Below are 14,238 nucleotides of genomic sequence, written 5' to 3'. Positions count from 1 at the left end.
CCGCCGAGCAGTTCGGGGATCACGAACTCGCCCACCACGGGGATGAACACCAGCATGCAACCGGCGATGATGCCGTTTTTTGACAGCGGCACGGTGATTTTCCAGAAGCTGTTGAAGGTGCTCGACCCCAGGTCGGATGCCGCTTCGAGCAGGCTTGGGTCATGCTTCACCAGGTTGGCGAACAAGGGCAGGATCATGAACGGCAGGTAGGAATAGACCACGCCGATGTACACCGCCAGGTTGGTGTTGAGTATCTGCAGCGGCTGGTCGATCAGCCCGGTCCACATCAAAAAGCCATTGAGCAAACCGTTGTTGCTCAGAATGCCCATCCAGGCATACACGCGGATCAGGATCGCGGTCCAGGTCGGCATCATGATCAGCAGCAGCAGGACGGTCTGGGTTTCCTTCTTGGCGTTGGCGATGGCATAGGCCATCGGGTAGCCGATCAGCAGGCAGAGCAGCGTGCTGATGAACGCCATCTTCAGCGAACCGAGGTAGGCCGAGATATACAGTTCGTCCTCGGTCAGCAAACCGTAGTTGGCCAGGTTGAGCACCAACTGGATCTTGTCCTCGACGTAGCTGTAGATCTCGGTGTACGGCGGGATCGCCACGTCGGCTTCGGCGAAGCTGATCTTCAGGACGATGAAGAACGGCAGCATGAAGAACAGGAACAGCCACACGAAAGGAACACCGATCACCAGGTGCCGCCCTTCAGGGGTGATGCGCCGGAACGCTCGCTTGAGCTTGCGCAGCTTCATGACCGCAGTACCACGCCGCTGTCGTCTTCCCACCATACGAAGACTTCATCGTCCCACGTAGGGCGCGCGCCTTGGCGCTCGGCGTTGGCGACGAACGACTGCACCACCTTGCCACTGGGTAGCTTCACGTAGAATACCGAATGCCCGCCCAGGTAGGCGATGTCATGGATCTTGCCGCGCGACCAGTTGTACTGGAAATCAGGCTGGACAGTGGTGACCAGCATCTTTTCCGGGCGCAGTGCATAGGTGATGTGCTTGTCCTCCACGGAGGTGGAGACACCGTGCCCGACGTAGATCTTGCGCTCAAGTTCAGGCGAGGCGATCAGGGCGTGGCCTTCGGCATCGTCGATCACCTCGGCATCGAACAGGTTGACGTTGCCGATGAATTCGCAGACCAGGCGGCTGGTCGGGGTTTCGTAAATGTCTACCGGCGAGCCGATCTGAGCGATCCAGCCCAGGTGCATGATGGCAATGCGCTGGGCCATGGTCATGGCTTCTTCCTGGTCGTGGGTCACCATCACGCAGGTCACGCCGACGCGCTCGATGATTTCCACCAGCTCCAGCTGCATCTGCGAACGCAGCTTCTTGTCCAGGGCACCCATCGGCTCGTCCAGCAGCAACAGCTTAGGCCGCTTGGCCAGGGAACGAGCCAAGGCCACGCGCTGGCGCTGGCCACCGGAGAGCTGGTGCGGCTTGCGTTTGGCGTACTGAGTCATGTGCACCAGCTTGAGCATCTCGGCCACGCGGGCGTCGACCTCGGCCTTGGGCAAGCGGTCCTGCTGCAGGCCGAAGGCGATGTTCTGCGCCACGGTCATGTGCGGGAACAGGGCGTAGGACTGGAACATCATGTTGATCGGCCGCTCGTAGGGCGGCATGTCGGTAATGTCCACGCCGTCCAGGAAGATGCGTCCTTCGGTGGGGCGTTCGAAGCCTGCCAGCATGCGCAGCAAGGTCGACTTACCGGAGCCGGAACCCCCAAGCAAGGCGAAGATTTCGCCCTTGCGGATTTCCAGGGACACATCGTCCACCGCTACCGTTTCGTCGAATTTTTTCGTGACCCGGTCGATCTTGACCAGCACCTGCTTGGGTTGCTGGCCACCCTCGAGGGCTTTCTTATAGGCGCCGGAGGCAACTGCCATGAGTGAAACTCCCAACAAGTTTTTTGTGCCCGCGCGGGGCCGCTCGGGGGGGGGGGGGGGGGGNNGGCCGCGCGGGTGAGGTGGATTACTTGCCCGACTTGACCTTGGTCCAGCTGCGGGTCATCAGGCGCTGCACTTTGGGCGGCAGCTCTGAGTTCACGAACATCTTGTCCAGCACATCCTGCGGTGGATAAACCGCAGCGTCAGTCCTCACGGCCTGGTCCATCAGGTCGCCAGCCTTCGAGTTAGGGTTGGCATAACCGACGTAATCACTGACCTGGGCGATAACCTCAGGTTTCAGCAAATAGTTGATCAAGGCATGCGCCTGCTCCACGTTTTTGGCGTCCTTGGGAATCGCCAGCACGTCGAACCAGAGGTTGCCGCCTTCTTTGGGAATGGCATAAGCCAGGTTCACACCCTTCTTCGCCTCTTCGGCGCGGGCCTTGGCCTGGAACACATCACCCGAGAAACCTGCCGCGACACAGATGTTGCCGTTGGCAAGATCGGTGATGTACTTGGACGAATGGAAATACGTCACGTAGGGGCGTACCGCCAGCAGCTTCTGCTCGGCCTTGGCGTAATCCTTGGGGTTGGTGCTGTTGGGATCCAGGCCCATGTAGTTGAGGACGGCCGGAAGCATTTCGTCCGCCGAGTCGAGGAAGGCCACGCCGCACTTGGACAGCTTCTTCATGTTCTCGGGTTCGAACAGCACCGCCCAGGAGTCGATGGTATCGACGCCAAGCGCCTCTTTGACCTTGTCGACGTTGTACCCGATGCCATTGGTGCCCCACAGGTAAGGCACGGCATACAGGTTACCCGGGTCGTTCTTCTCCAGGCGCTTCATCAACGCAGGTTCAAGGTTCGCGTAATTGGGCAGCAGTGCCTTGTCGAGCTTTTGGAAAGCGCCCGCCTTGATTTGCTTGCCCAGAAAATGGTTGGAGGGCACGACCACGTCGTAGCCGGTCCTGCCGGCCAGCAGCTTGCCTTCCAGGGTTTCGTTGGAATCGAAGACATCCTGCACCGGCTTGATGCCCGTGGCTTTCTCGAAGCCTGCGAGCGTGTCGGGGCCGATATAGTCGGACCAGTTGTAGAAATGCACCGTAGGCGCCGCTTGGACGCTGCATGCCAGCGTCAGGCTCGCTGCAGCCATCACGGCCTTGCGTAATACAGAATTGGACAAGTGGGTGGTCCTCACAATCAGTGTCTGGATAGCGACAATGCTGCCGCACACGCAAAACCGGCGCGCAACTTACCTTCGCAGCTTCGATGCCGCAATGCTCAATTGCCTTTCACTGGTTTCGGACCGGGAATACCCGGTCCGAAAATGCTACATCAGGCTTATTTGCCCGATTTGATCTTGGTCCAGCTGCGGGTAATTACCCGTTGCACTGCTGCTTCAGGGGCGGCAATGGCGTACAGATTCTTTTTCACTTCAGCGGACGGATAGATGCTTGGGTCGCTGGTGATGTCCTTGTCCACAAAGGCGGTCGCGGCCTTGTTGCCGTTGGGGAAGCGCACGGCATTGGTGATTTCGGCCATGACTTGCGGCTGCATCAGGAAGTCCATGAACTTGTAGGCCGCTTCCTTGTGCTCGGCATCCTTGGGCATGGCAACCATGTCATAGAAGGTGCCGGCGCCTTCTTTCGGGATCACGTAGTCCAGCTTGACCTTGTCCCCCGCTTCGTGGGCGCGGGTCTTGGACTGCTCCAGGTCACCCGAGTAGCCGACAGCCAGGCAGATGTTGCCGTTGGCCAGGTCGCCAATGTACTTGGAGGAGTGGAAATAGGTGATCGACGGACGGATCTTGAGGAACAGGTCTTCGGCAGCCTTGAGGTCTTCCTTCTTGGTGCTGTTGGTCGGCAGGCCCAGGTAATGCAGGGCCGCTGGCAACATTTCGGTTGGGGCATCAAGGAAGCTCACGCCACAGCTCTTGAGCTTGGCGATGTTCTCTGGCTTGAAGACCACGTCCCAGGAATCGATCTTGTCCACGCCCAGCGCGGCCTTGACCTTCTCGGGGTTGTAGCCGATGCCGATCGAGCCCCACATGTAGGGGAAGGCATGCTTGTTTTCCGGGTCGCTGGCATCGCCCACGGCCTTGAGCAGATCCTCGTCGAGGTTCTTCCAGTTGGGCAGCTGGGTGCGATCGAGTTCCTGGTAGACGCCCGCCTTGATCTGCTTGGCCAGGAAGTTGTTGGAAGGCACCACGATGTCATAGCCCGACTTACCGGCCAGCAACTTGGCCTCCAGGGTTTCGTTGCTGTCGAACACGTCGTACTTGACCTTGATGCCCGACTCTTTCTCGAACTTGGCGATGGTGTCCGGAGCAATGTAGTCCGACCAGTTGTAGACGTTCAGTACCTTGTCTTCAGCCTGTACAGCCCCGACCACTGCGCCCATCAGCGCAGCGGCCAACAACGTCTTGCCCATATTCTTCATGCGTCATGCTCCAGAGTGTTCGATTAGCCATCCGTTCAGAAGCCGGGTCCCGCAGTACACGCGTGTGGGCGACTGAAGCAGCCGCTAGTCTGGCAAGTTACAAGGCCCGGTTTCAAGGAAACCTGGCCCTTGTAACGACTTAATGTCACATCGCTAGCTGTCAGCGAATCGCCTCGAGTGTCAGGTCCAGGCATTTGCGTGCCTTTTCCACCAGCTCGTCGATCTGCGCCGGGCTGATGACCAGAGGTGGCGCGATGATCATCGTGTCGCCGACGGCCCGCATGATCAGGCCATTGTCGAAGCAGAAATTACGGCAGATCATGCCAGCACCTTTGCCCTCGAAACGGCTGCGTGTCGCCTTGTCCTTCACCAGCTCGATCGCGCCGAGCAGGCCAACACCGCGCACCTCGCCCACCAGCGGGTGGTCCTGCAACTCACGCAAACGCTTTTGCAAATACGGTGCCGCTTCGGTGCGCGCTTTCTCGACGATCTGTTCGTCGCGCAGGATGCGCAGGTTTTCCAGGCCTACCGCGGCAGCCACCGGATGGCCGGAATAGGTGAAGCCGTGATTGAAATCCCCGCCTTCGCTAAGCACCTTGGCAACCTTGTCACGCACGATCACACCGCCCATGGGGATGTAACCGGAGGTAAGGCCCTTGGCGATGGTCATCAGGTCGGGCCTGAGGTCATAGAAATCCGAGCCGAACCACTGCCCTGTTCGTCCGAAACCGCAAATGACTTCGTCGGCCACAAAGAGGATGTCGTACCGGGCCAGGATTTCCTTGATCTTCGGCCAGTAGGTGTCTGGCGGGATGATCACGCCACCGGCGCCCTGGATAGGCTCGGCGATGAAGGCGGCGACGTTGTCCTCGCCGACTTCGAGAATTTTCTTTTCCAGTTGCTCCGCAGCCCAGACCCCGAACGCCTCCGGTGTCATGTCACCGCCCTCGCCATACCAGTACGGCTGAGGGATATGCACCACGCCTGGGATGGGCAAGCCGCCTTGCTCGTGCATGCCACTCATGACGCCCAGGCTGGCACCGGCCACGGTGGAGCCGTGATAGCCGTTGACCCGACCGATCAGGGTCTGCTTGCTCGGCTTGCCCTTGAGTGCCCAGTAATGGCGAACCATGCGCAGCACGGTGTCGTTGCCCTCGGAGCCTGAACTGGTGAAGAACACATGGCTCATGCCCTCGGGCGCCACTTGGGTGATCGCCTTGGCCAACTCCAGCGCCGGAGGATGGGCGGTCTGGAAGAACAGGTTGTAGTAGGGCAGCTCACGCATCTGCCGCTCTGCCGCCTGAACCAGCTCCTCCCGCCCATACCCCACGGCCACGCACCACAGGCCAGCCATGCCGTCGAGAATCTTGTGCCCCTCGCTGTCCCACAAATGCACGCCTTGCGCCTTGGTGATGATGCGCGGCCCCTTGTCCTTCAGCTGCTTGTAGTCGCTGAAAGGCGCGAGGTGATGCTCGCCACTGAGGGCTTGCCATTCACGGGTTTGCGGGTTGTTCAGGCTCATGTGGTTCTCCGTTGACGGACGGCCGCGCGTCTGCGGGGCCGAGGTTGATCAAACTGCGAACAGCAGGAATTCACGCTCCCAGGAACTGATGACGCGCTTGAAGTTCTCGTGCTCGGCACGCTTGGTGGCCACGTAACCGGCGATGAATTTCTTGCCCAGGTATTGCTCCAGGGCGCGGCTGATTTCCATGCGTTCCAGGGCGTCTTCGATGGTCAGCGGCAGGCGCAGGTTGCGACGCTCGTAACCCCGGCCCTGGACCGGTGCGCTGGCCTCGATACCTTCGACCATGCCGATGTAGCCACACAGCAGGCTCGCGGCGATGGCCAGATACGGATTGGCATCCGCACCCGGCAGGCGGTTTTCCACCCGGCGGCTTTGCGGGCCGGCGTCCGGGACGCGCAGGCCTACCGTACGGTTTTCCTCGCCCCACTCGACGTTCACTGGCGCCGAGGTATCCGGCAGGAAGCGGCGGAACGAGTTCACGTTGGGCGCAAACAGCGGCAACGCTTCGGGAATGAATTTCTGCAAACCGCCGATGTGGTTCAGGAACAGCGTGCTCATGCTGCCGTCTTCATTGCTGAAGATGTTCTTCCCGGTGGTCACATCGACCACGCTCTGGTGCAGGTGCATCGCACTGCCAGGCTCGCCGGTCATGGGCTTGGCCATGAAGGTGGCTGCCACGTTGTGCTTGAGCGCCGCCTCACGCATGGTGCGCTTGAACACCAGGATCTGGTCGGCCAGGTGCAGGGCATCGCCGTGACGGAAGTTGATTTCCATCTGCGCCGTGCCGTCTTCGTGGATCAGCGTGTCGAGGTCCAACTGCTGCAATTCGCACCAGTCATAGACATCCTCGAACAGCGGGTCGAATTCGTTCGCAGCTTCGATGGAGAAGGACTGGCGCCCGGTTTCAGGCCGGCCCGAACGGCCCACTGGCGGTTGCAGCGGGAAGTCAGGGTCTTCGCTGCGTTTGGTCAGGTAGAACTCCATCTCGGGCGCGACGATGGGCTGCCAGCCCTTGTCGGCGTAAAGCTTGAGCACCTTCTTGAGCACGTTGCGCGGCGACAGCTCTACGGGGTTGCCCTTTTTGTCATAGGTATCGTGGATGACCTGCGCGGTCGGCTCGATGGCCCATGGCACCAGGAACACGGCATTCTCATCGGGCCGGCAGATCATGTCGATGTCTGCAGGGTCCAGCAGCTCGTAATAGATGTCGTCGTCGACATAGTCGCCGGTCACGGTCTGCAGCAACACGCTCTCGGGCAGGCGCATGCCTTTCTCGGCGATGAACTTGTTGGTAGGCGAAATCTTACCGCGCGTGATGCCGGTCAAGTCGCTGATCAGGCATTCGACTTCGGTGATCTTGTGCTCTTTCAACCAATCGGTGAGCTGGTCGAGGTTGTTACTCATAAATACCTCAGGAGGTAAGGTGGTCCGCGACTTGATTCTGGATGCAGTGGATGGCTAAAGCAAAACCCCCGCGCAGGCGGACGGTGGATACACTGAAATGACGTGTGCCCTAAGTGATTCGTAATGGCAGAAAGAAGCGAAGCGTGGAGATGAGGTGCCATGAAGGCGGGGCCGAGCATGCCAGACGTCAATTATTGCGAGCACTGCCGCCATGGGATTGGCAGGCCAGGCTAACGTGACTGAACAGCCTGATTGCACTGCATTGGCAGCGCTTCCAGGTCGCGGCAGGCGGACCATGAGACCCTCGTATTATTCTGTTTTGGGTTGAATCGGAGCTTAGCGCCGTTCATTTTTTTACACAACACCTGCGTAAAAAATAAACGACGCAGTGCTCGCGATAGCGCTTTTCCAGAGAAATAGCGGATAATGCCGTGCCCCGATATGCAGCAAATCTGCCGTAGACGTGCCATTTCAGGGCATCATGGGGTTGGCTTGACATCAGTATGGCTTTTCGATTGACTGGTCCTGCAAGCCCCCCTTGATTGATATTTTTAACAACAAAGGTGTTGCATCATGTCGGTACCCCCGCGTGCCGTTCAGCTTAACGAAGCGAACGCGTTCCTTAAGGAACATCCTGAGGTTCTCTACGTTGACCTTCTGATTGCAGATATGAATGGTGTGGTGCGTGGCAAGCGCATAGAGCGCACCAGCCTCCACAAGGTTTACGAGAAAGGCATCAACCTGCCGGCCTCCCTGTTTGCACTGGATATCAATGGCTCCACCGTCGAAAGCACCGGGCTGGGCCTGGACATCGGCGATGCAGACCGCATCTGCTATCCGATCCCCGACACCCTCTCCAACGAGCCGTGGCAAAAGCGCCCGACTGCCCAGTTGCTGATGACCATGCACGAGCTCGAGGGCGAACCTTTCTTCGCCGACCCGCGTGAAGTACTGCGCCAGGTGGTGAGCAAGTTCGACGACATGGGCCTGACCATCTGCGCCGCCTTCGAGCTGGAGTTCTACCTGATTGACCAGGAGAACGTGAACGGCCGCCCACAGCCGCCGCGCTCGCCCATTTCCGGCAAGCGTCCGCAATCGACCCAGGTCTACCTGATCGATGACCTGGACGAGTATGCCGACTGCCTGCAGGACATCCTCGAAGGGGCCAAGGAACAGGGCATCCCTGCCGACGCCATCGTCAAGGAAAGCGCCCCGGCTCAGTTCGAAGTCAACCTGCACCATGTGCCGGACCCGCTCAAGGCGTGCGACTACGCCGTGCTGCTCAAGCGCCTGATCAAGAACATCGCCTACGACCATGAAATGGACACCACCTTCATGGCCAAGCCCTACCCAGGGCAGGCAGGCAATGGTCTGCATGTACACATTTCCGTGCTGGACAAAGATGGCAACAACATCTTCACCAGCGAGGATCCCGAGCAGAACGCCGCGCTACGTCATGCTGTCGGCGGTGTGCTCGAGACCCTGCCCGCGTCCATGGCGTTCCTGTGCCCGAACGTCAACTCCTATCGCCGCTTTGGCGCGCAGTTCTATGTGCCCAATGCGCCAAGCTGGGGCCTGGACAACCGCACCGTGGCGTTGCGCGTACCGACCGGATCCCCGGATGCCGTGCGCCTGGAGCACCGCGTGGCGGGTGCTGACGCCAACCCGTACCTGATGATGGCGGCCGTGTTGGCAGGCGTTCACCATGGCCTGACCAACAAGGTCGAGCCGGGCGAGCCTATCGAAGGCAACTCGTACGAGCAGCTGGAACAGAGCCTGCCGAACAACCTGCGTGATGCGCTGCGCGAGTTGGATGACAGCGAAATCCTGAACAAGTACATCGATCCGAAGTACATCGACATCTTCGTCGCGTGCAAGGAAAGCGAGCTGGAGGAGTTCGAACATTCGATATCCGACCTCGAGTACAACTGGTATCTGCACACCGTGTAAACCAGAACGCCGCCCTTGAAGGCGGCGTTTTCATTTCAGGCGCGCAGGCGCAGAAGGCCTCACCCCAACGGCTTTTCGAAGATTTTCGAATTGCGCTGGAAGTTGTACAGCGAAGCCCGTGCCGCCGGCAGCCGCTCGACACCACTGGGCGAGAAGCCGCGTTCGCGGAACCAGTGCGCCGTGCGTGTAGTGAGCACGAACAGAGTGCTCAACCCCATCTCCCGTGCCCGGCTTTCGATACGCGCCAGCAGCTCGTCCCCGCGCCCGCCATGGCGGTATTCCGGATTCACCGCCAGGCATGCCAGCTCGCCAGCATCGGACTCTGCAATCGGATACAGCGCTGCGCACGCGATGATCATGCCTTCGCGCTCCACCACACTGAACTGCTCGATTTCCCGCTCCAGCACTTCCCGTGAACGGCGCACCAGGATGCCCTGTTCTTCCAGCGGGCTGATCAGGTCGAGCAGGCCGCCGACGTCTTCGATGGTGGCCTCTCGCACGATCTCGAACTGCTCCTGGGACACCAGCGTACCGCCACCGCCCCGGGTGAACAGTTCGGTCAGCAGCGCGCCGTCCTCGGCATAGCTGACGATGTGACTGCGTGCCACTCCGCCTTTGCACGCCTCGGCAGCGGCATCGAGCAGCTCGGCCTGGTAATCACTGCCCAGGCGCTGCAAGTGCGGCGCAACCTGTTGGGGGCGCAGTTCGCGCACCAGGCGGCCATGCTCATCCAACAGACCAGGTGCTGCACCGAACAACACCAACTTCTCTGCACCCAGTTCGATGGCCGCACGGGTGGCCACGTCTTCGCAGGCGAGGTTGAAGATCTCGCCGGTTGGCGAATAGCCCAGCGGCGAGAGCAACACGATGGAGCGTTCGTCGAGCAGGCGGCTGATGCCCTTGCGGTCTACCCGACGCACTTCGCCAGTGTGATGAAAATCCACGCCTTCGAGCACGCCGATCGGCCGCGCGGTGACCAGGTTGCCGGAGGCCACCCGCAGGCGCGAGCCCTGCATGGGCGAGGCGGCGATGTCCATCGACAACCGCGCTTCGATGGCCAGGCGCAACGCGCCGACCGCGTCGATGACGCAATCCAGGGTAGCGGCATCGGTGATACGCAGGCCGTGGTGGTAATGCGCTGCCAGGCCACGTTCAGCCAGGCGGCTCTCGATCTGCGGACGAGAGCCGTGCACCAGGACCAGGCGTACCCCAAGGCTGTGCAGCAGCACCAGGTCGTGGACGATGTTGCCGAAGTTAGGGTGTTCGACCCCATCGCCGGGAAGCATCACCACGAAGGTGCAGTCGCGGTGGGCGTTGATGTAAGGAGAAGCGTGGCGTAGCCAGTTGACGTAATCGTGCATGACAGGGCCTGTGGATAAGTGGACGGAGAACGGCGTTACAGGGGCGTTCAGGATCATCGTCGGAACAGGCTTGCGGTCACGCGCGGTCTCCTCTAGGCAGAAACGAATGAATGGGGTGGGCGTTTAATGCAGACAATAGTGCCCGATCAAGTCACGCAATAGACGCACGGTCGGCTCGATACGTGACATGTCCAGGTATTCGCCAGGCTGGTGTGCGCAGGCGATGTCACCAGGGCCGAGCACGATGGTCTGGCAGCCAAGCTGCTGAAGATAAGGTGCTTCGGTGCCGAATGCCACCGCTTCGGCACGGTGGCCGGTGAGCCGTTCTGCCACCTGGACGAGTTCACTGTCGGCCGCCTGTTCGAACGGCGGCACTTCGGGGAACAGCGGCGCGTAGTCGATACGCACGTCATGGTGCTCGGCAACCGGAACCAGTTTTGCACGGATGGCAGCGCGCAACTGCTCCACGTCCATGCCCGGCAATGGGCGCAGGTCGAACTCCAGGGCGCACTGACCGCAGATCCGGTTGGGGTTGTCGCCACCGTGAATGCAACCGAAGTTCATGGTGGGTGCCGGCACCGTGAACTGCGGGTTGTTATAGGCCTTCTGCCATTGCTGGCGCAGGCCCATCAGTTCGCCCATGACCGCATGCATGGCGTCCATGGCGCTACGGCCCAGGCTTGGGTCCGAGGAATGACCACTGCGCCCCAGGATGTCGATACGATCCATGAGAATGCCCTTGTGCATGCGGATCGGCCGCAGCTCGGTCGGCTCGCCGATGATCGCCGCGCGACCCAGGGGCTGGCCAGCATCGGCCAGGGCACGGGCGCCAGACATCGAGCTTTCCTCGTCGCAGGTGGCCAGAATCAGCAGCGGCTGCTTGAAGTCGTGCTGCAGCAACGGAATGACGGCTTCGATCACCAATGCGAAAAAGCCCTTCATGTCGCAACTACCAAGCCCCACCCAGCGACCCTCGACTTCGGTCAGCTTCAAAGGGTCGCTGCTCCAGAGCTGCTCGTCATAGGGCACGGTGTCGCTGTGGCCGGCCAGCACCAGGCCGCCCGGGCCGCTGCCGCGGCTGGCCAGCAGGTTGAACTTGCCGGGGGTCACCTGCTGAATGTCGCAGGTGAAGCCCAGATCGCCCAGCCAAGTAGCCAACAGGTCGATGACCTGACGGTTGGACTGGTCGAGCGAGGCCTGGGTGCAACTGACCGAAGGCGCGGCGATCAAGGCGGCAAATTGGTCTTTCAGCGTCGGCAACGGCATGCGTTTACTCCTCGGAAGCATTGCCCATCATAGGACCATCCGCCGTCTGGAATAAACCGTTGACGGCCTACTGCTGTAGACTCTGCATCGACCACGCCCCCTTTCGAGCCTGTGATGCCCAAAGAAACCGAACTCAAGCTGCGCGCCAGCCCCGAGACCCTCGCCGCCTTGCGCGAGCACCCGCTGCTGAAAAAGCGCAACAAGTCTGGCTGGCAGACCCGCGAACTGCTGAACCAGTATTTCGACACGCCTGAGCGCGCGCTGGCCGAGGCACGCGTTGCCCTGCGCCTGCGCCGTGACGGCGATACCGTCATCCAGACCCTCAAGTGCCGCGGAACCAGTGTGGCTGGCCTGTCCGAGCGCAACGAGCACGAATGGCAACTGGACAAGGTCAAGCTGGACCTCAAGAAGCTGGATGACAGCTGCTGGCCGGCGCAACTGGCCGACCTGGACAAGAAGACCATCAAACCGTTGTTCACCACCGATTTCACCCGCGAATATGCCGAAATCGCTTGGGGCCGTGGCAAGGCCAAGGTGGTGATCGAGGCTGCGCTGGACCAAGGCTTCGTAATTGCCGGCAAGCGCAAGGAAGCGATATGCGAGTTGGAACTGGAGCTGCGTGAAGGTGAGCCGGCGGCGCTGCTGGAGCTGGCTGCCGAGCTGACCACAAGCGTTGCGCTGATGCCCTGCGATATCAGCAAGGCCGAGCGCGGCTATCGTCTGCTGGAGCCAGAGCGTTTCGAGCTGGATCTGAGCGTCGCCGACCTCGAAGCGGACATGGCCTTGGACGACGCCTATGCTGCGTTGGCCTGGCAACTGCTGGGCAACAGCCAGCGCTTGGCCGAGCAATACCGCCACAGCGGCCACTGGCGGTCGCTGCAGGACTGGGTGCAGAACCTCATCGAGCTGCGCGCAATCACCGCCAGCCTGGGCCAGGCCGCCCCCCGCGCGGCTACCCGTGACCTGCGCGCGCGCCTGGATGCCCTGCTCGAAGACTGGCGTCCACTGGTGCAAGCCGGCAACGATGACGAAGACATCCGCCGCGCCGCGCCCGAGCAGTTCGCAGAAGAGCTGGATGATCCTCGCTGGGGCCAGTTCTCCCTGGAAACCTCACGTTGGCTGTTGTCGCGTGCCTGGACTGCCGAACGCAAGGGCCGTGGCGAGCGCCAGGGCAAGGCGCTTCTGGCAAGCTGGCTTGCACACCTGATTGCCGAGGAAGGCCGCGCCCTGAAGTTGTCGCTGTACACCCAGCGCCCCGAGGACCTGGCAGAGCAACTGCCGCGCATCGAGCAATTGATGGCCTGGCTGCACCATGCCCGCCATGTGCTGGACGCACCACAAATGGACCGCCTGTACGGCGACATGAAGAAGTTGCACGAACTGGCTGAGCAACCGATCGGCAATGAGGTACTCGAAGCCCGCATCGAGCAGGCACGTGCCGTCGATCAGAGCCGTGGTTGGAAACATCTGCTCAAAGCGTGATGCCCTCAGCCCGATAGCGGCAGGCTGGTGGTGGACTTGATCTCTGAGAGGGCCACGATCGAGTTCACCTCCTGAATGCCGGGCACGTTCGAGAGCTTTTCGAAGAAGAACCGCTCGTACGCCTCGATGTCCGGGGTGACGATACGCAGCAGGAAGTCCACCGAGCCCATCAACACGTAGCACTCCAGCACTTCCGAAAACCCGCGAATCGCCTCCGTGAACTCGGTGAAGTTCGAACGGCCGTGGGCATTCAATTTTACTTCGGCGAATATTTGGGTGTTCAGCCCGATCTTCTTGCGGTCCAGCAAGGTGACCTGCCCGCGAATCACCCCCTCCTCTTTGAGCCGTTGAATCCGTCGCCAGCACGGCGATTGGGACAAGCCAATGCGTTCGGCGATCTGGGCGCTGGACAGCGAAGCGTCTTCTTGTAGCAACTCGAGGATACGACGGTCGTAAGCATCCAATGCGCTGTGCATGAACAATTCTCCAGATCGACCCGCATCGATAATAGCTATGCAAAAAAAGACTCATTGGGTCGAATCTTAGCGAAAAAATTCCGGCCTAGGCATGCAAAACTTTCTGCATTCAACGAGGATGACGCATGAACTCACTGCCGCGTGCCGATGTATGGGCCAACAACAATGCCCACACCACCGTGCTGTATCGCTTGCAGGCCGAAGCCGAGCCCGACAGCTTGTGCCGGATACTCAATCAGTTCGCCTTGCAAATGCTCACACCGCACAGCATGCAGGTCATTCAACAGGATGACTGGTTGACCATCGACATCGGCATTGGCGGGTTGAGCTGGCATCGCGCCGAGGTGATTGCTCAGAAATTGCGCAACATGGTGTGTGTGGCCGATGTGCACATGGCCCCGCAACACCGTGTGGAGCTGTCAGTAGTGCACGCCTAACGGC

Annotated in this window: 12 protein-coding genes; 3 read left to right on the top strand and 9 right to left on the bottom strand. The window is 60.5% G+C overall.

The window, feature by feature from the left end; all coding sequences use genetic code 11:
• The 6 genes from B2S33_RS09955 to B2S33_RS09930 form a co-directional block, all read right to left on the bottom strand.
• On the bottom strand, positions 1–758 hold a 758-nt coding region (locus B2S33_RS09955), incomplete at its 3' end, for an ABC transporter permease subunit (RefSeq protein WP_288650196.1).
• Positions 755–1,897, bottom strand: a complete 1,143-nt coding sequence (potA, locus tag B2S33_RS09950; RefSeq protein ID WP_027913441.1) for a polyamine ABC transporter ATP-binding protein — start codon at positions 1,895–1,897, stop codon at positions 755–757. The genes potA and B2S33_RS09955, both read right to left, overlap by 4 nt.
• 85 nt (positions 1,898–1,982) lie before the next feature.
• Positions 1,983–3,077: a polyamine ABC transporter substrate-binding protein gene (locus tag B2S33_RS09945; protein ID WP_027913440.1), complete on the bottom strand. Its 1,095-nt coding sequence runs from the start codon at positions 3,075–3,077 to the stop codon at positions 1,983–1,985.
• 158 nt (positions 3,078–3,235) lie between these two features.
• A complete protein-coding gene (locus B2S33_RS09940) occupies positions 3,236–4,333 on the bottom strand; it encodes a polyamine ABC transporter substrate-binding protein (RefSeq protein WP_027913439.1) in 1,098 nt (365 codons plus the stop codon).
• Between the two features lie 160 nt (positions 4,334–4,493).
• Complete coding sequence (locus B2S33_RS09935; protein ID WP_288650195.1) at positions 4,494–5,855, bottom strand: aspartate aminotransferase family protein; 1,362 nt, start codon at positions 5,853–5,855, stop codon at positions 4,494–4,496.
• A gap of 48 nt (positions 5,856–5,903) precedes the next feature.
• Entirely contained in the window at positions 5,904–7,262 is a 1,359-nt protein-coding gene (locus B2S33_RS09930) for a glutamine synthetase family protein (RefSeq protein WP_023532328.1), read from the bottom strand.
• A gap of 573 nt (positions 7,263–7,835) precedes the next feature.
• Here B2S33_RS09930 and B2S33_RS09925 point away from each other — a divergent pair.
• Positions 7,836–9,212 (top strand): glutamine synthetase family protein, encoded by a 1,377-nt coding sequence (locus tag B2S33_RS09925; RefSeq protein ID WP_023532636.1) that lies wholly within the window; start codon positions 7,836–7,838, stop codon positions 9,210–9,212.
• Positions 9,213–9,271: 59 nt separating this feature from the next.
• Here the strand turns inward: B2S33_RS09925 and argA are convergent, their stop codons facing one another.
• Together argA and argE are read right to left on the bottom strand one after the other, a co-directional pair.
• Positions 9,272–10,573: an amino-acid N-acetyltransferase gene (argA, locus tag B2S33_RS09920; RefSeq protein ID WP_027913437.1), complete on the bottom strand. Its 1,302-nt coding sequence runs from the start codon at positions 10,571–10,573 to the stop codon at positions 9,272–9,274.
• Between the two features lie 123 nt (positions 10,574–10,696).
• Complete coding sequence (gene argE, locus B2S33_RS09915; protein ID WP_288650193.1) at positions 10,697–11,839, bottom strand: acetylornithine deacetylase; 1,143 nt, start codon at positions 11,837–11,839, stop codon at positions 10,697–10,699.
• 114 nt (positions 11,840–11,953) lie between these two features.
• Here argE and B2S33_RS09910 point away from each other — a divergent pair, with 114 nt between their 5' ends.
• Complete coding sequence (locus tag B2S33_RS09910; protein ID WP_104926623.1) at positions 11,954–13,321, top strand: CYTH domain-containing protein; 1,368 nt, start codon at positions 11,954–11,956, stop codon at positions 13,319–13,321.
• Positions 13,322–13,326: 5 nt separating this feature from the next.
• Here B2S33_RS09910 and B2S33_RS09905 read toward each other — a convergent pair whose 3' ends face one another.
• Positions 13,327–13,797: an Lrp/AsnC family transcriptional regulator gene (locus tag B2S33_RS09905; RefSeq protein WP_027913434.1), complete on the bottom strand. Its 471-nt coding sequence runs from the start codon at positions 13,795–13,797 to the stop codon at positions 13,327–13,329.
• Positions 13,798–13,922: 125 nt separating this feature from the next.
• Between B2S33_RS09905 and B2S33_RS09900 the strand changes: the two genes are divergently transcribed.
• Positions 13,923–14,234, top strand: a complete 312-nt coding sequence (locus B2S33_RS09900; RefSeq protein ID WP_104926624.1) for a hypothetical protein — start codon at positions 13,923–13,925, stop codon at positions 14,232–14,234.
• Positions 14,235–14,238: the final 4 nt, after the last annotated feature.

This window comes from Pseudomonas sp. UBA5568 (genome assembly GCF_002425525.1).
GTDB classification, from domain to species: Bacteria; Pseudomonadota; Gammaproteobacteria; order Pseudomonadales; family Pseudomonadaceae; genus Aquipseudomonas; species Aquipseudomonas fulva.
The sequence above is the reverse complement of the archived record's forward strand: the minus strand, read 5'-3'. Positions and strand labels throughout refer to the sequence as shown.